The 21,461-nt window shown below is 65.2% G+C and carries 20 protein-coding genes and 1 other RNA gene; 16 read left to right on the forward strand and 5 right to left on the reverse strand.

The features are described from left to right. From AB7O82_RS03575 to AB7O82_RS03650, 16 genes are all read left to right on the forward strand, one after another. On the forward strand, positions 1-491 hold a 491-nt coding region (locus tag AB7O82_RS03575), incomplete at its 5' end, for a hydantoinase B/oxoprolinase family protein (protein WP_428618657.1). 226 nt (positions 492-717) lie between these two features. Next, the gene (locus AB7O82_RS03580; RefSeq protein WP_428618659.1) at positions 718-1,737 is read left to right on the forward strand and encodes a TRAP transporter substrate-binding protein; all 1,020 of its coding nucleotides are present in this window, start codon (positions 718-720) and stop codon (positions 1,735-1,737) included. A 7-nt stretch (positions 1,738-1,744) separates the two neighbouring features. Further along, positions 1,745-2,290 (forward strand): TRAP transporter small permease, encoded by a 546-nt coding sequence (locus AB7O82_RS03585; protein ID WP_428552789.1) that lies wholly within the window; start codon positions 1,745-1,747, stop codon positions 2,288-2,290. 10 nt (positions 2,291-2,300) lie between these two features. Beyond that, complete coding sequence (locus AB7O82_RS03590) at positions 2,301-3,605, forward strand: TRAP transporter large permease (protein ID WP_428552786.1); 1,305 nt, start codon at positions 2,301-2,303, stop codon at positions 3,603-3,605. Between the two features lie 96 nt (positions 3,606-3,701). Beyond that, positions 3,702-5,183 (forward strand): hypothetical protein, encoded by a 1,482-nt coding sequence (locus tag AB7O82_RS03595; RefSeq protein ID WP_428552783.1) that lies wholly within the window; start codon positions 3,702-3,704, stop codon positions 5,181-5,183. Positions 5,184-5,204: 21 nt separating this feature from the next. After that, positions 5,205-5,963 carry an SDR family NAD(P)-dependent oxidoreductase gene (locus AB7O82_RS03600; RefSeq protein WP_428552780.1) on the forward strand — a complete coding sequence of 253 codons (759 nt, stop codon included), beginning with the start codon at positions 5,205-5,207 and terminating at the stop codon, positions 5,961-5,963. A 113-nt stretch (positions 5,964-6,076) separates the two neighbouring features. Next, positions 6,077-6,328: a hypothetical protein gene (locus tag AB7O82_RS03605; RefSeq protein WP_428552778.1), complete on the forward strand. Its 252-nt coding sequence runs from the start codon at positions 6,077-6,079 to the stop codon at positions 6,326-6,328. Positions 6,329-6,412: 84 nt separating this feature from the next. Beyond that, the gene (locus tag AB7O82_RS03610) at positions 6,413-7,738 is read left to right on the forward strand and encodes an LLM class flavin-dependent oxidoreductase (RefSeq protein WP_428552775.1); all 1,326 of its coding nucleotides are present in this window, start codon (positions 6,413-6,415) and stop codon (positions 7,736-7,738) included. A gap of 139 nt (positions 7,739-7,877) precedes the next feature. Further along, an RNA gene (gene ffs, locus AB7O82_RS03615) (signal recognition particle sRNA small type) lies at positions 7,878-7,972 on the forward strand. Positions 7,973-8,069: 97 nt separating this feature from the next. Beyond that, a complete protein-coding gene (locus AB7O82_RS03620) occupies positions 8,070-9,845 on the forward strand; it encodes a DNA polymerase III subunit gamma/tau (protein ID WP_428552772.1) in 1,776 nt (591 codons plus the stop codon). A gap of 11 nt (positions 9,846-9,856) precedes the next feature. Continuing rightward, entirely contained in the window at positions 9,857-10,174 is a 318-nt protein-coding gene (locus tag AB7O82_RS03625) for a YbaB/EbfC family nucleoid-associated protein (RefSeq protein WP_428552792.1), read from the forward strand. A 275-nt stretch (positions 10,175-10,449) separates the two neighbouring features. Then, positions 10,450-11,043: a recombination mediator RecR gene (recR, locus tag AB7O82_RS03630; RefSeq protein ID WP_428553395.1), complete on the forward strand. Its 594-nt coding sequence runs from the start codon at positions 10,450-10,452 to the stop codon at positions 11,041-11,043. A 25-nt stretch (positions 11,044-11,068) separates the two neighbouring features. Continuing rightward, on the forward strand, positions 11,069-11,671 hold the full coding sequence (locus AB7O82_RS03635) for a DUF4126 domain-containing protein (protein WP_428553398.1): 603 nt from the start codon (positions 11,069-11,071) through the stop codon (positions 11,669-11,671). A gap of 97 nt (positions 11,672-11,768) precedes the next feature. Beyond that, the gene (locus tag AB7O82_RS03640; protein WP_428553401.1) at positions 11,769-12,503 is read left to right on the forward strand and encodes an arginyltransferase; all 735 of its coding nucleotides are present in this window, start codon (positions 11,769-11,771) and stop codon (positions 12,501-12,503) included. A 171-nt stretch (positions 12,504-12,674) separates the two neighbouring features. Next, the gene (locus AB7O82_RS03645) at positions 12,675-13,220 is read left to right on the forward strand and encodes a TRAP transporter small permease subunit (RefSeq protein ID WP_428553404.1); all 546 of its coding nucleotides are present in this window, start codon (positions 12,675-12,677) and stop codon (positions 13,218-13,220) included. Continuing rightward, a complete protein-coding gene (locus AB7O82_RS03650) occupies positions 13,217-14,821 on the forward strand; it encodes a TRAP transporter large permease (RefSeq protein WP_428553407.1) in 1,605 nt (534 codons plus the stop codon). The genes AB7O82_RS03645 and AB7O82_RS03650 overlap by 4 nt, the downstream gene beginning before the upstream one ends. Positions 14,822-15,075: 254 nt before the next feature. Here the strand turns inward: AB7O82_RS03650 and AB7O82_RS03655 are convergent, their stop codons facing one another. From AB7O82_RS03655 to AB7O82_RS03675, 5 genes are all read right to left on the reverse strand, one after another. After that, on the reverse strand, positions 15,076-16,179 hold the full coding sequence (locus AB7O82_RS03655) for a TRAP transporter substrate-binding protein (RefSeq protein ID WP_428553411.1): 1,104 nt from the start codon (positions 16,177-16,179) through the stop codon (positions 15,076-15,078). Between the two features lie 193 nt (positions 16,180-16,372). Then, entirely contained in the window at positions 16,373-17,467 is a 1,095-nt protein-coding gene (locus AB7O82_RS03660) for a TRAP transporter substrate-binding protein (RefSeq protein ID WP_428553414.1), read from the reverse strand. A gap of 139 nt (positions 17,468-17,606) precedes the next feature. Then, positions 17,607-18,698, reverse strand: coding sequence for a TRAP transporter substrate-binding protein (locus AB7O82_RS03665; RefSeq protein ID WP_428618661.1), 1,092 nt, complete (start codon positions 18,696-18,698; stop codon positions 17,607-17,609). A gap of 155 nt (positions 18,699-18,853) precedes the next feature. Continuing rightward, positions 18,854-19,963 carry a TRAP transporter substrate-binding protein gene (locus AB7O82_RS03670; protein WP_428544124.1) on the reverse strand — a complete coding sequence of 370 codons (1,110 nt, stop codon included), beginning with the start codon at positions 19,961-19,963 and terminating at the stop codon, positions 18,854-18,856. 293 nt (positions 19,964-20,256) lie between these two features. After that, complete coding sequence (locus AB7O82_RS03675) at positions 20,257-21,363, reverse strand: TRAP transporter substrate-binding protein (protein WP_428544122.1); 1,107 nt, start codon at positions 21,361-21,363, stop codon at positions 20,257-20,259. Between the last annotated feature and the right edge of the window lie 98 nt (positions 21,364-21,461).

Genomic DNA, 21,461 nt, shown 5'->3' on the forward strand with positions numbered 1-21,461 from the left:
GCAACAACCCGATCGAGGACATCGAGACCCACCTGCCGCTGCGCGTCCTGCGCTACGAGCTGCGCGAGGACGTGGCCGGCGCCGGCAAATGGCGCGGCGGTCTGGGCTCGGTGCGCGAGTTCGCCTTTTTGAGCGACGGCGGCGCCTCCGTGGAGGGCGAGGGTCACCGCTACCGTCCGTGGGGCTTCCTGGGCGGCGCCGAGGGCATGCCCGCCAAGCTCGACCTGGTGGCCGACGGCAAGACGCGCGCCCTGCCCTCCAAGGTGCCGCACATGAACGTCGCTGCGGGCGGCCGCTTCGTCTGCTACGGCCCGGCCGGCGGCGGCTACGGCAACCCGCTGGAGCGCGATCCGGCCAAGGTCGCCGACGACGTGCTGGACGGCGTCATCTCGGTCAGGACGGCGAAGCGGGACTACGGCGTGGTCGTGTCGGCCAAGGGCGTCGTGAATGCCAAGGCGACGGCAAAGATGCGCGCCGAGCAAGTGAGGTAGGTGCCCAGGCACGCTCCAACTTGTTCCGTTGCTCAGTCCGTCGCCCGGCCACGCAGAATGCATTCGTAATCCCGGCCACCGTAGAACACGCGGAGGATGACATCGGAAGGGCTCCAGGATCGGAAGCACGCCGCCCGTTGCCCGTCCGCTGCATCCGCGATACCGTGACACCTCCGGACGACGAGCCGAACAAGGCGCGCACTGGTGTTCCAGGGAGGAACTCATCATGCATCGGAAATCTGCGTTGCTCGCGTTGGCCGCCGGAGTGTTGGTTGCATTCGGCGCCGGTTCCGCATTTGCCCAGAAGCAGACCCTGAAGATGGCGTACTGGGCCGGGCCGAGCCATCACATGGTGCAGACCCAGGAGGCCTGGGCGAAGACGGTTCTCGAGGCCTCTGGCGGCAACCTCGTGATCGAGATCGACAAGGCCCCGCTGGCCAAGCCCGACGGCCAGTACGATGTCGTCAAGAACGGCGTGCGCGACCTCGCCTGGCACGTCCCGGGCTACACCGCCGGCCGCTTCGACCTGTTCCAGGGGCCGGAGCTGCCGTTCCTGTGCCCGAACTCGACCGTGTGCAGCTCGGTGCTGTGGAAGTGGTATGCCAAGCACAACCTGGCAGCCAAGGAATTCACCGACGCCACACTGGTGACGGCCTTCACCACCGGGCCGTTCGGCGTCCATCTCGCCAAGCCGGCGCGGACGCTGGAGGAGATCCGGGCGCTCAAGATGCGCGTCGCTGGTGCCAGTGTGCCGGTCGCCAAGGCGCTCGGCTGGTCGGTCGCCACCCTCCCCGCAACCGAGGCCTACGAATCGCTGCAGCGCGGCGTGGTTGACGGCACCGTGTTTCCCTGGGAGGCGATCAACAGCTTCCGCCTCAACGAGCTCGCCAAGTTCCACCTGGAAATTCCCGGCGGCTTGCTCACGGCGACCTTCATGATCGTCGGCAACACGAAGGCGATCGACAAGCTCACGCCGGAAAACAAGGCGGCGCTCATGAAGGCGAGCGGCGCGACCGGCTCGGCCCTCTTCGGCAAGTATTGGGATGCCGCGGACGAGCGCGGCAGGGCCGACGCGAAGAAGCGCAACCACGCCATCGAGACCATCGTGCCGGCCGAGCTCGACAAGTGGCGGCCGCTCCTGCAGGTGACCACCGACGAGTGGATCAAGAAGGCCAAGGCGAAGGGCGAAGACGGCCAAAAGCTTCTCGACGACCTGAAGCAGATGATCAAGGCCGCCTCGAACTGAGGCGGTCGTGACCGATGTGCTGACCAGCCGCGTCGCGCGGCTCAACGGGCTGGTCACGGCCTGGCTCGCCCGTATCGCCGCGGTCGTGCTGGCGCTGATCGCGGTCGTCACCTTCCTGGACGTGATCGCGCGCAAGGTCTTCAACGCGGGCTTCACCTTCACGGTCGAGATAACCGAGATGGCAATGGCCCTGATCGTGTTCCTGGGGGTCGGCCTGGTCACCCATCAGCGCGGGCACATCATGGTCGACGTCGTCACGCTGCGGCTGTCGGAGCGCGCTTGCATCTGGCTCGGCCTCGTCACCAACATCCTGTCGCTTGGCTTCGTCTCGATCATGGTCTGGCGGCTGTGGCTGCAGGCGGCATTCATCGCGTCGAAGGGCGATTCCACACCGATCTGGAACTTCCCCCTGTGGCCGATCGCCTACGTGATCGCCGCCGGGGGCCTGTTCCTGGTCACCGGACTGATCCTGCAAGCAATCGACTCGGCCGACCGCGCGGCGCACCCCGGCAAGTCGGCTCCCGCGGCAGCCGAGCGTCCATTCCAGGATTAGCGCTTCCCGCATGCCGCCGTCGCTCATCGCCATCCTGATCCTCGCCCTGCTGTTCGTGCTGCTGGTTGGCGGCATGCCGCTCGGCTTCGCCATGGGCCTGAGCGGGTTCATCGGAACGCTGCTGCTCATAGACTTGAGCGCAGCGCTCGCCCTGCTCGGACAGACGGCCTACGAGACCGGGCTCGCCTACAACCTTTCCGTGATCCCCATGTTCGTGCTGATGGGCTACATCGCAAGCGAGGCGGGGCTCAGCGAGTCGCTCTATCGCGCCTGCCACGCTTGGCTCGGTCATCGCCGCGGCGGACTGGCGCTCGCGACGATCGGCGCCTGCGGCGCCTTCGCGGCGATCTGCGGCTCGAGCCTCGCGACGGCGGCGACCATGGCACAGATCGCGCTGCCGGAAATGCGCAAGTACAAGTACGCAGACAAGCTGGCCACCGGCGCGGTGGCGGCCGGCGGCACGATCGGCATCCTGATCCCGCCCAGCGTCGTCATGGTGATCTATGGCCTGTTGACCGAGACCAGCATCTCGGCGCTGTTCCTGGCCGGTTTCGTCCCGGGCATCCTGACGGTATTGGGCTTCATGGCGGCAATCGCCATCTCGACGCGCATCGATCCGACCCTCGGCCCGCCGGCGGAGCGCACACCGATGCCGGAGCGGTTCAAGGTTCTGGGAAGCGTCTGGGGCACGGCTGTCCTTTTCCTGGTCGTGATCGGCGGGCTTTATGTCGGCCTGTTCTCGCCGACCGAGGCCGCCAGCGTGGGCGCGTGCGGCGCCTTCGTGCTCGGCCTGATCAACCGCAAGACACCAGCCCAGCTCCTGCGGACATCGCTGATCGACACAGTCAAGACCACGGCGATGATCTTCACGGTGCTGATCGGCGCCATCCTGTTCAACAACCTCCTGATCCTGGCCTCGGTACCGACCCTGGTCAGCGACTGGATCTCCGGCCTGCCGCTTGGTCCGACGGCCGTGCTCCTGGTCATCATCGCGATGTATTTCGTGCTCGGCTGCCTGCTCGACTCGCTGGCAATGATCCTGCTGACCATCCCGATCGTGTTCCCGATCGTCAAGGCGCTGGGTTACGATCCCGTCTGGTTCGGAATCATCATCGTTATGGTGGTCGAGCTCGGCCTGATCACGCCGCCGATCGGCATGAACGTGTTCGTGATCAAGGGCATGGCCCAGGACGTACCCCTGGAAACGATCTTCCGCGGGGTCACACCGTTCATCGTCGCGCAGGTCATCCTGATCCTGGTCCTGATCGCCTTTCCGCAGATCGCGTTGTGGCTGCCGGAGTCGGTGTCCCGCTAGAATGGCCGCGCGCCACTGGTGCGCTTGACTCGGCCTCCCCGGCCCGTCACTAGGCACTGCCAGAATGCCAGCCCTGCCACACGAAGGATCCGGTCGATGAGCTTCACCTCCAAGGTGTTCGAAACCCGCGTCGTCAAGATGGCCGACCGCGAGGAGACCATCGTCGCCGGCGGCCGCCATTTGTTCCCCCTCCTGCCCAAAGCCTTCGACGGCATCAAGCAGATTGGCGTCATCGGCTGGTCCTCCCAGGGTCCGGCCCAGGCCCAGAACCTGCGCGAATCTCTCGAAGGGTCGGGGATCCGCGTCAAAGTCGGCCTGCGCGAGGGATCGTCCTCCATGAAGGAAGCCGCGGCCGTCGGATTCACCAAGGAAAACGGCACGCTGGGCGAAATGTACGACGTGATCCGCGAGAGCGACATGTCGCTGCTGCTGATCTCCGATGCCGCTTTCGCGGAGAACTACAAGAAGATCTTCGCCGCCTTCCGGCCGGCCACGACGCTCGGCCTCAGCCACGGCTTCCTGCTGTCGCATCTGCAGGCGCAGGGCGAGGACTTCCCCAAGAACATCAACGTCATCGCCGTCTGCCCCAAGGGCATGGGCCCGTCCGTCCGCCGCCTCTACGAGCAGGGCCGCGAGGTCAACGGCGCCGGCATCAATGCGAGCTTCGCGGTCCAGCAGGACGTCAATGGCAAGGCCACCGACTATGCGCTCGGCTGGTCGGTTGCGCTGGGCTCCCCCTACACGTTCGAGACCACGCTCGAATCGGAATACCGCTCCGACATCTTCGGCGAACGCGGCATCCTGCTCGGCGCCGTGCACGGCATCGCCGAAAGCCTCTATGCACGCTATGTCGGCAACGGCATGGCCAAGGACGATGCCTATCTCAATACCTCCGAGTCGATCACCGGCCCGATCAGCAAGACGATCTCGCGGTCCGGCCTGAAGGCCGTCTACGAGCAGCTCGACGACAAGGAGAAGGCGGCTTTCCGCAAGGCGTTCAACGCCGCCTACCATCCCTCGCGCGAGATCCTCGAGGAAATCTACGACGACGTCGCCTCGGGCAACGAGGTGCGCAGCGTCATCCAGGCGACACGGCGACACGGCACCTACCCCATGGGCAAGATCGACAGCACCGACATGTGGGTGGTCGGCGAGAAGGTGCGCGCCAACGCCCAGCGCAACTACGCGCCGATCAATCCCGAGACCGCAGGCGTCTACATGGCGTGCATGATGGCCCAGGTCGATCTCCTGAAGGACCGCGGCCATCCCTACTCGGAGATCGCCAACGAATCGATCATCGAGGCGGTCGATTCGCTCAATCCCTACATGGACTACAAGGGCGTGTCCTACATGGTCGACAACTGCTCCACCACGGCCCGACTGGGGGCCCGCAAATGGGCATCGCGCTTCGACTACATCCTGAAGCAGCAGGCCTTCCCGGCGATTGACCAGAGCTCGGCCAAGGACGAGACGCCGTTCGACAAGTTCATGAACAGCAATATCCACGAAGTCCTGAAGGTGTGCGCCGAGCTGCGCCCCTCGGTCGACATCGCCGTGGTGCCGACGCGCGGCGGCTGAGTACGGTCTACGCGGGACGCAATGGATTTCGAGCTGACCGGCCGGACGTGCCTAGTCACGGGTGCGAGCGCCGGCATCGGCGCCGGCGTCGTGCAGTTGCTGGCCCGGCAAGGCGTGAAGGTCGCCGCCACGGCACGGCGCATCGAGAACATCGAGCGTCTCGGAGCGTCTCTGGCTGGCGAAGGATATTCTCGCCCCGTGGCGATCGCCGGCGACATCACCGATGCAGCAGCGGTCGCGCAGATCGGCACCGCGGCGACGTCGGCGCTCGGTCAGGTCGACATCCTGGTCAATTGCGCCGGCGGCTCCCGGCCGACCACGGTGGATGCCGGCGAGAAGTTCTGGGAGGAGGCCTTCGCCTTGAACTTCGCTTCGGCGCGCCGACTGGCGACAGCCCTGCTGCCGGGCATGCGCACGCGCGGATGGGGACGCATCATCAACATCAGCGGCACCATGGAGCCGCGCGGCCTCAATGCGGCAGTCACCGCCAAAGCAGCCCTGCATCCATGGGCCAAGGGTCTCGCCTGCGAGGTCGCGGTCGAAGGCGTGACCGTCAACACCATTCAGCCTGGTCGCATCAATAGCGAGCAGATCCTGGAAAAGCTGCATCCGACGGAAGAATCGCGCCGCAGCTTCATCGAGCGGAACATCCCGATCGGCTATTTCGGCGAGCCGGCGGACATCGCCCACCTGGTGGCTTTCCTGGCCTCGCCGCTCGCCCGCTACATCACGGGTACCGTCATTCCAGTCGATGGCGGCATGCGCTACTCGGCGCATTGAGGCTTCTTGAGGCCCCGGCCCGCCAAGGGCAATTCAAGCACAAAAACCGACGCAAAGCCGTGCGTGCGGCAACTGCCCGGCTATAGTTGGATTTGGCCAAGCCGAGAACCACCATGTCCGACAAGCAGGTCTTAGTCGCCAGGATACATGCGCTTCCGGCCGAGCGTATTGCCGAGGTCGAGGATTTCGTCGACCTCGTCGCCACCAAGGCGCGCCGCTTGAGCGCGCTGGAGAGGCTGCTCGCTGTCGCACCGGCGCTGGAAGCGGCAGGTGCCCCGCGGTTGACGGAGGAGAAGATCGACGCGGAGGTGAAAGCGGTGCGTGCCGCACGTCGCGCCCCAGGCAGCGATGCGGATTGTTCTTGATACCAACGTCGTGGTCTCTGCACTGCTGTGGCACGGGACGGCCCATGCGCTGTTGCAGCGCATCGTCAGAGGCGAAGATGATCCATGAATCAGAGTTACGTTCCCCAACGACCGCACCAGATGCGCCTCGGCGTCTTCGTGCAGACTCCCGGCCACCATGTTGCCGGCTGGCGTCATCCGGATGCGGTCGCGAGCGGGCCGAATCTCGCCCTGATGAAGCACATCGCCGCGTCGGCCGAGCGCGGCAAGTTCGACATGTTCTTCCTGGGCGACGGCTTCGCCACCGGCTACGGCGAGCATCCGTCGACGATCGGCAAGTTCGAGCCGCTGACGCTCCTGTCGGCGCTGGCGATGGGCACCAGCCGGCTCGGCCTCGCGGCAACGGCCTCCACGACCTACGCCGAGCCCTATCACGTCGCCCGCGGCTTCGCCTCGCTCGATCACCTGTCCGCGGGCCGCGCGGCGTGGAACGTCGTGACGACTGCCTACGCCAAGTCGGCCGCGGTGTTCGGTCGCCAGCATCCACCGCACGCGGAACGCTATGCGATGGCCGAGGAGTTCGTCGAAGCCTGCCGCATCCTGTGGGACAGCTGGGACGACGATGCCTTCATCGCCGACAAGGCGAGCGGGCGATTCGTGCGGCCGGGTAGCCTCCACGTCCCGCACTTCAAGGGCAAGTACTTCGGCGTCGATGGCGGCCTCAACGTGCCGCGGCCACCGCAGGGCCATCCAGTGCTGATCCAGGCGGGCTCGTCCGGTCCCGGCCAGGCGCTCGCCGCGCGCATCGCCGACGTCGTGTTCACCGCACAAAACGATCTCGACGAGGCGCGCGCCTTCTACAATGGCCTCAAGTCCCAGGTTGCAGCCTGCGGCCGCCGGCCGGAGAGCGCCCTGGTCATGCCCGGCGTTTTCCCCGTGGTGGGACGAACCGACGCCGAGGCGCAGGCGATCTTCGCCGAGCTCAACCGCAACATCGAGATGACGACGGCCTTCACGGTGCTGTCGGAACGGTTGGGCACGGACATGTCGGTCCATCCCCTGGACGAGCCGGTGCCCGACCTGCCGGAGACCGAGCATCTCAAGAGCCGCGCCGCCTTGCTGCTGGAAATGGCCCGCCGCGACAAGCTCACGGTGCGGCAGCTCTTCTACCGGGTCGCGGCGGCGCGCGGCCATCTTCTGCTGGTCGCCGCGCCCGTCCGGATCGCCGACGTGTTGGAGACCTGGTTCCGTTCCGGCGCGGCCGACGGGTTCAATGTCATGCCGCCCTTCTTCCCCGGCCAGTTCGATGCCTTCGTCGACCTGGTGGTGCCGATCCTCCAGGAGCGCGGCCTGTTCCGGACCGACTACAGCGGAACGACGCTGCGCGACCATCTTGGCCTGGAACGGCCCGCCGACGGGCACGCCGCCTGATTCTGGCAGGACATCCAATTGCCTGAGTTCGTTGCGTTTTCTGCCACACGCGCTCCAAACGCGCCAAATGAGGCGGGTTCTGGAAAATGCCCACATCCGCCCTTGCACCAGCCGGCCAGACTCCTGATATAACCGCCTCGAGGGGTCGGTGCGGGCGGAGCAGTCGCCAACCCGGTCAGATCCGGAAGGAAGCAGCCGTAACGAATTCGCTTCGGGTCGCGCCGATCCCTCACCTGTCCTGCCTTGCGCGCCGCCGCGGCGGACGGGCGGCTCGCGCGCGACGACCGCCGGGCCCATCGGGCCGCGGCGCGTCAGCCGGTAGGACGCCGCCATGCCGGAAGCCAAAGATATGCTTCCCTACCGGGTACTGGCCCGCAAATACCGACCCGTCGATTTCACCACCTTGATCGGCCAGGAGGCGATGGTGCGCACGCTGCGCAATGCCATCGCGACCGGCCGCATCGCCCATGCCTTCATGCTCACCGGCGTCCGCGGCGTCGGCAAGACGACGACGGCGCGCATCATCGCCAGGGCGCTGAACTGTGTCGGCCCCGACGGGACGGGAGGGCCGACCGTCGACCCCTGCGGCGTCTGCGACAATTGCAAGGCGATCACCGAGGACCGCCATGTCGACGTCATCGAGATGGACGCCGCTTCGCGCACCGGCATCGACGACGTCCGCGAGCTGATCGAGGGCGTGCGCTATCGTCCGGTCTCGGCGCGCTACAAGGTCTACATCATCGACGAAGTCCACATGCTATCGGACAAGGCGTTCAACGCCCTGCTCAAGACGCTGGAAGAACCGCCGCCGCACGTCAAGTTCCTGTTCGCCACCACGGAGATTCGCAAGGTCCCGGTGACCGTGCTGAGCCGGTGCCAGCGCTTCGACCTCAAGCGCGTGCCGCAGGACACGCTGATCGAGCATTTCGGGCGGATCTCCGCCACCGAGAAGATCGAGATTTCACCCGAAGCTCTGGCGCTGCTGGCGCGTGCCGCCGATGGCTCGGTGCGCGACGGGCTGTCGATGCTGGACCAGGCGATCGCCCATGGCGGCGGCGTGGTCGACGCGGCCCAGGTGCGCGACATGCTGGGCCTGGCCGACCGCAGCCGGGTGCTCGACCTGTTCGAGAAGACGATGCGCGGCGATGCGCCGGCAGTGGTCGCGGCGCTGTCGGAGATGCACGAGTCGGGCGCCGATCCCGCGGTGATCATCGAGGATCTGCTCGAGCTCACCCATTGGGTGACCCGGCTCAAGGTGGCGCCGGACGCGGCCGCTTCGGTGGCCGACAGCGAACGCGCACACGGCCTTGCTCTCGCGGCCAAGCTCTCCATGGCGACGCTGACCCGGGCGTGGAGTCTCCTGCTCAAGGGATTGCGCGAAACACTCGATGCCCCCTCGCCGTTGCGTGCCGCCGAGATGGTGCTGATCCGCCTGTGCTATGCGGCCGACCTGCCCTCGCCTGCCGACGTCATCAAGGCGCTGCAGAACGGCGCCGCGGCAGCGCCGCCTGTGGCGCCGGCACCGGTGTCCCCGACCGCGACGCCGCCGCCCCGTGGCGGTGGAAATGGCGGTGGCGGCGCCCGCCTCGCCACCCAGCCGGTCACGACGGCGCTCGCCCAGCCGGCCGCCGACGCCGCCGCGCCCCCCAATCCGCGCAGCTTCACCGAGATCGTTGCCCTGTTCGAGGCCAAGCGTGAGGCGCGGCTGGTGCACCACCTGATGCATCACGTCCACGAGGTGCGGTGCGAGCCCGGCCTGATCGAATTCCGCCCCGAGCCCAAGGCGCCGGTCGACCTGGCCGCCCGGCTGAGCGACCTGCTCAGCCAGTGGACCGGCCGACGCTGGATCGCGTCGGTCTCGTCCGCCCCCGGCAAGCCCACCCTGGTCGAGCAGAAGGCGGTCCAGGGCGACCAGCTACGCAGCCGGGCCGAAGCCGACCCGCTGGTCCAGGCCATCCTCAAGACCTTTCCCGGCGCCAAGCTCGATACGGTCCGGCGCAAAGGCGAGCAGACGTCCCTTGTTGCGGGGCTGATGCCTGCGGCTGACGAGCCTCCCGCGATGGACGACTATCCGGCGGACGACGACATTCCCGAAAGCGAGTTCTGATGTTCGACAAACTGAAGGATCTGGGTGGCCTGATGCAGCAGGCCCAGGCGATGCAGCAGAAGATGCAGGACCTGCAGGCCCAGCTCGAACGCCTGGAAATCGTCGGCAGCTCGGGCGCCGGCCTGGTCAAGGTCACAGTCAACGGCAAGAACGAGACCCGCCGCGTCGAGATCGACGCCTCGCTGTTCGTGCCGGCCGACAAAGGCGTGGTCGAGGACCTCATCGTCGCCGCGGCCAACGATGCCCGGGCCAAGGTCGAGCAGACGGTGCAGGAGCAGATGCGCACCATCACCGGCGGCCTCCCCCTGCCCCCGGGCTTCAAGCTTTGATGCCGCTCCCATGAAGATGCGAAGGGAGCGCGCCACTCCGTGTAGGAGCGCGCTCTTCTCATTCTCCTCCCCAGCTTGCTGGGGAGGTGCCCCGTCATACGGGGCGGAGGGGTCATGAGTCATGGCGGGGAGCGCGCCACTCCGTGGCGCTCATATTCTTCTCATGCACGGCACGCCATGAGCGCCACGGACTGGCGCGCTCCCGGCCATGACCCCTCCGTCGCCGTCAGACGGCGACACCGCCCCAGCGAAGCTGGGGAGGAAAAGGAAGAACCATGAACGGCCCCGAGATCGAGCGACTGATCCAGCTGCTCGGCCGATTGCCCGGGCTCGGGCCGCGCTCGGCACGCCGCGTCGCCCTCCATCTCCTGAAGAAGCGGGAAAGCCTGATGCAGCCGCTCGCGGCGGCGCTTGCCGATGCGGCGCGCGCCATCCGCCCCTGCACGGCCTGCGGCAATCTCGACACGATCGACCCGTGCTCGATCTGCGCCGACCCGCGGCGCGATCAGGGCCTGATCTGCGTCGTCGAGGATGTCGGTGACCTGTGGGCCATGGAGCGGGCCAGGATCTTCTCCGGCCGCTACCATGTGCTGGGCGGCTCGCTGTCGGCGCTCGACGGCATCGGTCCTGACGAGCTCAATATCGGCGGCCTGGTCAAGCGCGTAACGGCCGGTGGCATCCGCGAAGTGATCGTGGCGACGAACGCCACCGTGGACGGCCAGACCACGGCCCATTACTTGGCCGAACGCCTGGCCGACACGGCCGTGCCACTGACGCGCCTGGCGCACGGCGTGCCGGTCGGCGGCGAGCTCGACTGGCTGGACGACGGCACGCTCGCCACCGCGCTCAAGGCGCGGCGAGCTCTGTGAGGCGGCGCCCAGTGAGGAGTCGGGCATGAGCGCCGAAACGCTGGCCGCCATCGCCGTCGCGCTCGGCGCCGGCTGGGCGAGCGGACTCAACACCTATGCCTCGGTGCTGGTCCTGGGCGGCGTCCAGCGGCTGGGTCTAGTCACCTTGCCGGCGGACCTGCACGTCCTCGCTTCGCCGTGGGTGCTAGGCGTGGCAGCGCTCCTGTTCGCCCTCAACTTCCTGGCCGACAAGATCCCCTACGTCGACAGCGTCAACGACCTGCTGCACACCTTCGTCCGCGTGCCGGCCGGCGCCCTGTTGGCCTATGGCGCGGCGGCGGGCCTCAGCCAGGAGGTCGCGGTGATCGCCGGCCTGCTCGGCGGTACGCTGGCCGCAGGCACGCACGTCGCCAAGACCGGCTCGCGCGCCCTGATCAACACCTCGCCCGAGCCGTTCAGCAACATCGCCGCCTCGCTGGTCGAGGATGTGAGTGTGTTCGGCGGCCTGGCGCTCGCACTCTCCCATCCGATCACTTTTTTGTGCCTGCTGGCGGTCTTCGTCGGGTTGCTCGTCTGGTTGCTGCCCAAGCTGCTGCGGCTGGCAGCGAAACCGGTAAGGCATCTGGCGCGCCGCCGACAAGGAACTTGACGCCGCTTGGGAACTTGACCGGGTCGCGATCCATCGACCTAGGTCGAAGCGAGGAATGCTTTTCTTCGTCCGTGGCCGCGCTACACTGTCGCTTCCTATGTTCATTCGTCAGAACATCCAGACCCTGCGATTTTTTCGCACGACGCCGGCGATGCGCTGCCCGTACCTGCCGCACCGGCTGGAGACCAAGCTCGTCACCGAGCTGAGCGGACCTGACGCCGTGTCGCAGCACGACACCTTGACCGACGCGGGTTTTCGACGTTCCCATCATTTCGTCTACAAGCCGCTGTGCGACGGCTGCCGCGCATGCGTGCCGGTCAGGATCCGCGTGCGCGACTTCGAGCCGAGCCGCGCCCAGCGACGAATCCTGCGGCGCAACGAACGCGTCCACGCCACGGAGGTCCAGCCGCTGGCGACCGGCGAGCAGTTCTCGCTTTTCTCACGCTATGTGCTGACCCGCCATCGCGACGGCGACATGGCCGACATGGATTTCGACGACTATCGCGCCATGGTCGAGGAAAGCCCGGTCGAGACTGCCATTATCGAATTCCGGGACAATTCCACTGAAGGCCGGCTTGTTGGCGCTTGCCTGGTCGACTGGCTGTCGAGCGGCGTTTCGGCCGTTTACAGTTTCTATGATCCCCAGGATCCGCGGCGCGGGTTGGGCACGCACATGATCCTGTGGCTGGCGGAAAATGCCGCCAAGCGCGGCCTGCCCTACGTCTACCTCGGCTACTGGATCGCCGATTCGAGCAAGATGGCCTACAAGAGCGCGTTTCGGCCGCTGGAGTTCTTCGGTCCGGAGGGGTGGATGGAACTGCCGGCCGTCTAGGCGCCTATGGTATGAGCAGTCGCAACGGGGTGGAGCGACTTGACGCAGGTTCACAGCGGTCGAAACCGTTGCGGGAGGTGGCGCCCATGGTTGCGCCGCGTTATGACGCGGTGTGGGCGGCCCCCGTCGGCGAGGTGGGGTAAACAACAAGAACTCGCGCAGGGGTGATGAATGCGATTATTGCTGGCTTTCAGCACACTCGTCGACACGGTCAACGAAAAGCTGGGACTTATCTGCGACTGGCTGGTCTTGCTGGCCTGCCTGGTCAGCGGCGGCAATGCGATGATCCGCTATGCCTACGACACCAGCTCGAACGCCTGGCTGGAAGTGCAGTGGTACATGTTCGCCGTCATGGTCATGTTCGGCGCGTCCTACACGCTGAAGCGCAACGAGCATGTTCGGGTCGACCTGTTCTACATGACCTTGAGCCGCCGCGGGCAGCTCTGGGTCGATATCCTTGGCACCCTGGTCTTCCTGCTCCCGACCTGTGCCATCCTGGCTTGGCTGAGTTGGCCGTTCTTCATGCAGGCCTTCGTCGTCAACGAGCATTCCTCGAATGCCGGAGGCCTGCTCCGCTGGCCGATCAAGCTGGTCCTGCCGGTCGGTTTCACGCTGGTCGCTCTGCAGGGCCTCTCCGAGCTCATCAAACGTGTGGCCTTCCTGAACGGGATCCCCGTCGAAAGCCTCGAAGCGCACTACGAGAGGCCGACGCAATGATCCCTCTGGAGTGGATGCCGCCCCTGATGTTCGCCGGGCTGGTGGTCTTCATGATCATCGGCTACCCGGTGGCATTCTCGCTGGCGGCCGTCGGTTTCTTCTTCGGCTTCCTGTCGATCGAGATGGGCTACTTCACGATGGCCTTCATGCAGGCCATCCCGGGCCGCGTGTTCGGCAGCATCCTGTCGAACGAGCTGCTGCTCGCCATCCCATTCTTCACGTTCATGGGCGCCATCCTCGAGAAATGCGGCCTAGCCGAGGACATGCTCGAATCGATGGGTCAGCTGTTCGGGCCGATCAAGGGCGGCCTGGGATATTCGACCATCATTGTCGGATTCATCCTGGGTGCGATCACCGGCACGGTGGCGGCCCAGGTCATTGCCATGGCGCTGATCACCCTGCCGGTGATGATGCGGTACAAGTACGACATGCGCTACGCCACCGGCGTGCTGGCGGCATCGGGCACGATCACCCAGCTGGTGCCGCCCTCCCTGGTGCTGGTCGTGCTGGCCGATCAGCTCGGCCGCTCGGTGGGCGACATGTACCTTGGTGCCTGGGGACCGTCGCTGCTGCAGATCGCGATGTTCGCCGCCTATACGTTCTATCTGACGCTGGTCAAGCCGAACGCCCTGCCGCCTGTGCCGCGCACCCTGTTCGGCCGGGCGCTGCTGGTCAAGTGTGCCTGGGGCATCATCCCGGCCGCGGTGCTGATCTTCCTCGTACTGGGCACGATCATGATGGGCCTGGCGACCCCCACCGAGGCAGGCGCCATGGGGACCATCGGTGCCATCGTGCTCGCGGTCGTGCGCAATGCGCCGCTGACCAAATTCGACCGTATCATGTTCGGCGCCGGCTGTGCGTCGGCCGTCATCGGTGCGTTGATCGGAATCGTCGCGTTCAAGTCGGTCCCGTTCAAGATCGCCTTCACGATCATGTTCGCCGGCGTCGTATGGCTGTGCTGGCGTGCCTGGCAGGTGACCGAATTGCGCGACCTCATCGTCCAGGCCTTCCAGGCGACGATGCGCATCACCGCCATGGTCGCCTTCATCCTGGTCGGCGCGACCTGCTTCTCGATCACCTTCCAGGGTGTCGACGGCAACCAGTGGGTCGAGCATCTGATGTCGAGCCTGCCGGGCGGCGTCTGGGGTTTCCTGATCGTCGTCAACCTGTTCGTCTTCTTCCTGGCCTTCTTCCTCGACTTCTTCGAGATCGCCTTCATCATCGTGCCGATGCTGTCGCCGGTGGCCCAGAAGCTCCTCTCACCCGTGGTCGGCGCCGACGCCGCCCTGATCTGGTTCGGCGTCATGCTCTGCGTGAACGTCCAGACCTCGTTCATGCATCCCCCGTTCGGATTCGCGCTGTTCTACTTGCGCAGCGTCGCCCCCAAGGAGGTGAAGAGTTCCGACATCTACTGGGGGTCGATTCCCTGGGTGCTGCTGCAGCTGATCATGGTCGCGATCGTGATCGCCGTGCCGCAATCCGTCACCTACTTCCTCGACAAGCCGTCTGGCATCGATCCGAGCAAGGTCAAGATCGAGATCCAGGCACCGCCGAGCGATGACGCCCCACCGCCGATCTTCGGCGCGCCACCGAAGAACTGATTGCGATTCTCCTCCCCAGCTCCGCTGGGGAGGTGCCGGCATCTTCGCCGACGGAGGGTCATGGGCCATGGCACCGCTGTTCTTTGTGGCTCATGGCCCCTCCACCCCGTATGAAGAGGCACCTCCCCGCCGAAGGTGGGGAGGTGAATGGACGGCTCGCCCATATGCGAATGCCGCCGATGCCGGACGGGGGGGGACAAAATGAAAAAGCCCCGCCGGGACCGGCGGGGCTTTCTGCTTCAGGCGACGCTTCTCTACCGGCCCTGGGCCGACATCGAGAAATTGAAGTTGTCGAAGGTGTTCTCGGCGACGCGGAACCACAGGTTCTCGTCGGCCCGGAACGCCTTCAGGCTGTCGTAGATCTTCTTGAACTTCGGATCCTTGGCCGAGAGCTCGTCGTAGTACTTGTAGGCCTCGTTGAAGCACGGCTCGAGCACGGAGCGCGGGAACGGGCGCAGCTCGGTGCCGGCCGCAACCAGGCGACGCAGCGCCGGGGGATTGCCGGCGTCATACTTCGGCACCATCCACGACGTCACGAGGCCGGCCGCCGTCTCGGCCATCGCCTTGTACGGCTTGGGCAGTTCGTCCCACGCCTTGTTGTTGATGTAGAGCGAGCCGACCGACGCGCCTTCCCACCAGCCGGGATAGTAGTAGTACTTGGCGACCTTGTTGAAGCCGAGCTTCTCGTCGTCGTACGGGCCGACCCATTCGCAGGCGTCGATCGTGCCCTTCTCGAGCGCCGGATAGATGTCGCCGCCGGCGATCTGCTGCGGCACGACACCGAGACGGGTCAGGATCAGGCCAGCGAAGCCGCCGACGCGGAACTTCAGGCCCTTCATGTCGTCCATCGACTTGATCTCCTTGCGGAACCAGCCACCCATCTGGCAGCCGGTGCCCCCGAAGGTCAGCGAGCGGAAATTGTATTCCTTGTAGAACTCGTTGATCAGGTCGTGGCCGCCGCCGAAATTCAGCCAGGCGTAGTATTGGCGCTGGTTCATCGAGAACGGCAGGCCGGTCTCGAACACGAAATTCGGATGCTTGCCGAAATAGTAATAGGCTGCAGTCTGGCCAGCCTCGACGGTACCGTTCTGCACCGCGTCGGCCACCTGCAGACCGGGCACGATTTCACCCGCCGCGAACACCCTGACCTGGAACTTGTTGTCGGACATCTCGCCGACCATCTTGGCGAACAACTCTGCGCCGCCGTACAGCGTGTCGAGCGACTTGGGAAAGCTCGAGGTCAGGCGCCATTTGACTTCCGGCATGCTCTGGGCGATGGCCGGCGCGGCGACCGTCGTCGCGGCGGCAACGCCCGCGGCACCAACGCCCGCGGTACGGATAAACTTTCTACGCTGCATATCTACTAATCCTCCCTACGGGATACCCCATGCTCCCGTTTGCGGTGCAACACTGGCATGCACAGTAGGGTTTGAAAAGGCGCCTTGATGACAAAAACGAGACCGTTAGCCGCAAGGGTCTCGTTCCGCCGAAGATGCAACAATTTCATCGGCCGGCGAGTGCAAATACTCGCCGGGCCAGATGCCTTGGGGGTCAGACCTTGCCGGCTCCATACATGCGGGCCATGAAGCCGTCGAAACCGCCTTCGGCGATACGCGACCACAGGACCTGCTCGGAGCGATAGGGCTTCCACATGTCCCAGACCTTCTTGAACTTGGGGTTCTTGGCCTGGATCTCGTTGCACAGCTCGTTGGCCGCGTTGAAGCAGGCCTCGAGGACCGGAGTCGGGAACGGCTGCAGCTTGACGCCGGCCGCCACGAGGCGGCGCAGCGCCGCCGGATTGCCATTGTCGTACTTGGCCAGCATCCACAGGGTCACTTCGTCGGCCGCGACTTCGATTGCCTTTTGATACATCGACGGCAGCGTGTCCCACGCCTTTTGGTTGATATACGCCGTTCCCATGCCGGTGCCTTCCCACCAGCCCGGGTAGTAGTAGTACGGCGCCACCTTGGCGAAGCCGAGCTTCTCGTCGTCGTACGGGCCGACCCATTCGGCAGCGTCGATCGTGCCTTTTTCCAGGGCGGGATAGATATCGCCGCCCGCGATCTGCTGCGCCACCACGCCAAGCTTGGCGAGAATCTGCCCGGCAAAGCCGCCGACACGGAACTTCAGTCCTTTCAGGTCGTCGACCGTCTTGATCTCCTTGCGGTACCAGCCGCCCATCTGCGCACCGGTACCGCCCATCATGTGACCGACGACGCCATAGTCCTTGTAGAACTCGTTCATGATCTGACGGCCGCCGCCATGCATCCACCACGCGACATGCTGGCGGCTGTTCAGGCCGAACGGCATTGCCGTGTCGAAGGTGAAGGTGATGTCCTTGCCGATATAGTAATAGGCCGCCGTCTGGCCGATCTCGACTGTGCCGTTCTGAACAGCGTCGAAAACCTGAAGACCAGGCACGATCTCGCCCGCGGCGAACGGCGTGATCTTGAACTTGCCGTCGGTGACTTCGGCCACCCGGTTGCAGAAAAGCTCGGCACCTCCCCACAGGGTGTCGAGCGACTTCGGGAAGCTCGAAGTCAGGCGCCATTTCAGCTCCGGCATGCCTTGTGCCAATGCCGGTGCAGCGGCCGTGGTCGCTGCAGCGCCCACGCCAGCGGTCTTCAGGAATCTGCGACGTTGCATCTGGTCCCTCCCTGGGATGTTTCTTGTATGCCGAGACATTGATTCCACTCAGCTGCCATGTGATGGCCGTCTTGGCCAAGGGAACACTGAACAAGAATGCCCCGCCGGAGCGGGGCTTCAGTCGATATCTGCGGATTGGCTATTTTACCGTCTGGGCGGCCGTGAAAGCGAAGCTCTCATAGGTCAGCTCGGCGACCCGAAACCACAGGAACTGCTCTTCGCGGAAGGCCTTCCAGTGGTCGTAGATCTTCCTGAACTTGGCGTTCTTGCCCGAAAACTCGTCGTAGAGTTCATGGGTCGCCTTCCACGCCGCCGCCAGGACTTCGCGCGGATAGGGCCGCAACTGCGCTCCCGCCGCTACGAGACGGCGCAACGCCTGGGGATTCTGGGTGTCGTAGCGGGCCAGCATCTCGCCATTGACGTCGGCCGCCACCGACTCCACCGCAACCTTGTACGCTGGCGGCAGCGCATCCCAATGCTGCTTGCCGATCATCAGCGTGATCTGCGTGCCCGCTTCCCAGAAGCCCGGATAGTAGTAGTACGGCGCCACCTTGTAGAAGCCGAGCTTCTCGTCATCGTAGGGCCCGACCCATTCCGCTCCATCGATCGCACCGCGTTCGAGGGCGGGGAAGATGTCACCGCCGGCGATCTGTTGAGGCACGGCGCCGAGCTTGGCCCACACCTGGCCTCCGATGCCCGGGATGCGCATCTTGAGGCCCTTCATGTCGTCGAGCGTCTTGATCTCCTTGCGGAACCAGCCGCCCATCTGGACGCCGGTATTGCCGGCGGGAAACGGCACGGCGTTGTAGTCGGCCATGAACTCCCGCATGAGCTGCAATCCGCCACCCTGCATCATCCAGGCATTCTGCTGGCGCGCTGTCAGGCCGAACGGCACACCGGCATCGAATCCCATGGTGAGGTCCTTGCCGACAAAGTAGTAGCTCGCGGTGTGGCACATCTCGACGGTGTTGTTCTGCACCGCGTCGAGCGCCTGCAAGGCGGGCACGATCTCGCCCGGGGCGAACACGCGCACCTGGAGCTTGTTGTCGGTCAGCACGGCGATCTTCTTGGCGAACGACTCGGCCGCGCCGTACAGAGTATCGAGTGACTTGGGGAAGCTCGACGTCAATCGCCATTTGAGTTCAGGGGCCGACTGGGCGATGGCCGGCGCCGCAACAACGCTGGCTGCACCGCCGACAGCGGCCGATGCCACGAATTTCCGGCGTCTCATGATTTTACCTCCCACCGTTTCTTGGGTTTGTTTCCTCCCTGAGTCACATTCCATTCGGCTGGACAGCCGAATGGAATGTGCCCAACAACCAAGCTGAACGCTCACAGTCCCGCAGCCCGATGGAACCGCGCGCGGTTCCATCGGATTGGGGGCCGTTACCCGAGCTTGTTGGCGGCCGACTGGCGCGCCATGAAGCTGTCGAAGGTGAATTCGGCAACGCGGAACCACAGGATCTCCTCGTTGCGGAACGGCTTCCACCCCTCGTAGACCCTCTTGAACTTCGCGTTTTTCGCCGCGATTTCGGCGTAGAGTTCGTTGGCCGCATTGAAGGCGGCTTCCATCACCGACTGCGGGAAGGGCGTCAGCTTGGTGCCAGCCGCCATCAGCTCACGCAGAGCCCTGGGGTTTTCCGCGTCGTACTTCGAGAGCATCAGCGCCTGGGCCCTCGCACACGCCGCTTCGATCACCGACCGATAGTATTTCGGCAGCTCGTTCCACTTCGTCATGTTGACGTAGCACGACGTCTGCGGCCCACCTTCCCACCAGCCGGGGTAGTAGTAGTATGGGGCGATCTTGTTGAAGCCGAGCTTCTGGTCGTCGTAGGGACCGACCCATTCGGCGGCATCGATCGTGCCCTTCTCGAGCGCCGGATAGATGTCGCCGCCGGCAATCTGTTGCGGCACCGACCCGAGCTTGGCGCAGATCAGGCCGGCAATGCCGGCGATGCGGAATTTCAGGCCTTTCATGTCTTCAGGGGTCTTGATCTCCTTGCGGAACCAGCCACCCATCTGGGCGCCGGTGTTGCCGGCCGGGATCGAGATGGTGTTGTACTCCTTGTAGACCTCGGCCAGCGCCTCGCGGCCCCCGCCCCAGTTCATCCAGGCCTCCTGTTGCCTGGCGTTCATGCCGAACGGCATTGTCGTATCGAACGCCAGCGTCGGATCCTTGCCCATGTAATAGGTGCCGGCGGAGTGGCCCATCTCGACGGTACCGTTCTGCACCGCGTCGAGCACTTGCAACCCGGGCACGATCTCGCCGGAGGCGAAGATTCGGACCTGGAATTTGTTGTCCGTCATCTCGCTGATGAACTTGGTGATGTTCTCACCCGCGCCATACAGCGTGTCGAGGGACTTGGGAAAGCTCGAAGCCAATCGCCACTTGAGCTCGGGCATCGATTGAGCGATTGCGGGGGCGGCAAGCGTACCAGACGCGACAACGGCGCCCCCACCGACAGCGGCGGAGCGCAGGAACCGACGACGTTGCATGTGTGTCCCTCCCAGGACGTTTTTTGCTTCGCAGAAGTGGTTGTTCCACCTCGCGGACTCAATCTGCCATGCGGAAGGACGCTTGGCAAAGGGAACGCTCAACTCCTCATGGCCGGGAGCGCGCCACTCCGTGGCGCTCATGCTCTTCATGCGGACCGCGGGCGACACCTGCCCGCTCATAACCCACGAGCGGGGACGCTCGCGCTGCCGATGAGCGCCCTGGAGTGGCGCGCTCCCGGGCAAAAAAAGCCCCGCCGAAGCGGGGCTTTTCAACCGGGTGTCCCAGGTTGATGTCAGAGCTTGTTGGCTGCCGACTGGCGAGCCATGAAGTTGTCGAACGTGTTCTCGACAACGCGGAACCACAGCACCTCTTCGTTGCGGAACGGCTTCCACGAATCGTAGACCTTCTTGAACTTCGGGTTCTTGGCGACCGTCTCGGCGTAGAGTTCGTTGGCGGCGTTGAAGCAGGCCTCCATCACCGACTGCGGGAACGGCAGGAACTTGGTGCCGGCGGCGACCAGCTCACGCAGCGCCTTGGGATTCTGCACGTCGTACTTGCCGACCGACCTGACGTTGGTTTCGGCCGCGGCGCTGGCGACCGCTTCCTTGTAGATGGCCGGAAGCGCATTCCAGGCCTTGAGGCCGACGAACAGCGACAGCGCGGCGCTGCCCTCCCACCAGCCGGGATAGTAGTAGTACTGTGCGACCTTGTTGAAGCCGAGCTTCTGGTCGTCGTACGGGCCGACCCATTCGGCGGCGTCGATCGTGCCCTTCTCCAGCGCCGGGTAGATTTCGCCGCCGGCGAGCTGCTGCGGCACGACGCCGAGCTTGGCCATCACCTGGCCGGCGAAACCGCCGATGCGCATCTTCACGCCCTTCATGTCCTCCGGCGACTTGATCTCCTTGCGCCACCAGCCGCCCATCTGGGCACCGGTGTTGCTCATCAGGAAGGAGGTCATGTTGTAGTCCTTGTAGAACTCGCGCATCAGCTCGAGCCCGCCACCGTGGTAGACCCAGGCATTGTGCTGGCGGGTGTTGAGCCCGAACGGCACCGCGGTGTCGAAGGCGAAGGTCGGGTCCTTGCCGACATAGTAGTACGACGCGGTGTGGCCGCACTCGACGGTCTCGTTCTGCACGGCGTCGACGACCTGCAGACCGGGCACGATCTCTCCGGCGGCAAATACGCGGATCTGGAACTTGTTGTCGGTCAGCGCGGCGACTCGCTTGGCGAAGTCCTCGCCGGCGCCGAAGATGGTGTCGAGCGACTTCGGAAAGCTCGACGCCAGGCGCCACTTGATCTCAGGCATCGACTGGGCGATGGCGGGCGCGGCAACCGTTCCGGCGGCAGCTACCGCTGCACCGCCCACACCGGCGGTACGCAGGAACTTGCGACGTTGCATTGTGAGAATCCTCCTGGTCGAAACTTGCACGGTACACGCATGCGGCCCGGCAAACCGCGTCGGCGGCGGCCGGCTTATGGCACAGTGGTCCAGGCCTG

This window comes from Reyranella sp. (assembly GCF_050185545.1).
Lineage (GTDB): Bacteria > Pseudomonadota > Alphaproteobacteria > Reyranellales > Reyranellaceae > Reyranella.

Coding starts and splice junctions, on each gene's coding strand:
- AB7O82_RS03580 (WP_428618659.1), top strand. CDS start 718: ATGCATCGGAAATCTGCGTTGCTCGCGTTGGCCGCCGGAGTGTTGGTT.
- AB7O82_RS03590 (WP_428552786.1), top strand. CDS start 2,301: ATGCCGCCGTCGCTCATCGCCATCCTGATCCTCGCCCTGCTGTTCGTG.
- AB7O82_RS03595 (WP_428552783.1), top strand. CDS start 3,702: ATGAGCTTCACCTCCAAGGTGTTCGAAACCCGCGTCGTCAAGATGGCC.
- AB7O82_RS03600 (WP_428552780.1), top strand. CDS start 5,205: ATGGATTTCGAGCTGACCGGCCGGACGTGCCTAGTCACGGGTGCGAGC.
- AB7O82_RS03605 (WP_428552778.1), top strand. CDS start 6,077: ATGTCCGACAAGCAGGTCTTAGTCGCCAGGATACATGCGCTTCCGGCC.
- AB7O82_RS03610 (WP_428552775.1), top strand. CDS start 6,413: ATGAATCAGAGTTACGTTCCCCAACGACCGCACCAGATGCGCCTCGGC.
- AB7O82_RS03620 (WP_428552772.1), top strand. CDS start 8,070: ATGCCGGAAGCCAAAGATATGCTTCCCTACCGGGTACTGGCCCGCAAA.
- recR (WP_428553395.1), top strand. CDS start 10,450: ATGAACGGCCCCGAGATCGAGCGACTGATCCAGCTGCTCGGCCGATTG.
- AB7O82_RS03635 (WP_428553398.1), top strand. CDS start 11,069: ATGAGCGCCGAAACGCTGGCCGCCATCGCCGTCGCGCTCGGCGCCGGC.
- AB7O82_RS03640 (WP_428553401.1), top strand. CDS start 11,769: ATGTTCATTCGTCAGAACATCCAGACCCTGCGATTTTTTCGCACGACG.
- AB7O82_RS03645 (WP_428553404.1), top strand. CDS start 12,675: ATGCGATTATTGCTGGCTTTCAGCACACTCGTCGACACGGTCAACGAA.
- AB7O82_RS03650 (WP_428553407.1), top strand. CDS start 13,217: ATGATCCCTCTGGAGTGGATGCCGCCCCTGATGTTCGCCGGGCTGGTG.
- AB7O82_RS03655 (WP_428553411.1), bottom strand. CDS start 16,179: ATGCAGCGTAGAAAGTTTATCCGTACCGCGGGCGTTGGTGCCGCGGGC.
- AB7O82_RS03660 (WP_428553414.1), bottom strand. CDS start 17,467: ATGCAACGTCGCAGATTCCTGAAGACCGCTGGCGTGGGCGCTGCAGCG.
- AB7O82_RS03665 (WP_428618661.1), bottom strand. CDS start 18,698: ATGAGACGCCGGAAATTCGTGGCATCGGCCGCTGTCGGCGGTGCAGCC.
- AB7O82_RS03670 (WP_428544124.1), bottom strand. CDS start 19,963: ATGCAACGTCGTCGGTTCCTGCGCTCCGCCGCTGTCGGTGGGGGCGCC.
- AB7O82_RS03675 (WP_428544122.1), bottom strand. CDS start 21,363: ATGCAACGTCGCAAGTTCCTGCGTACCGCCGGTGTGGGCGGTGCAGCG.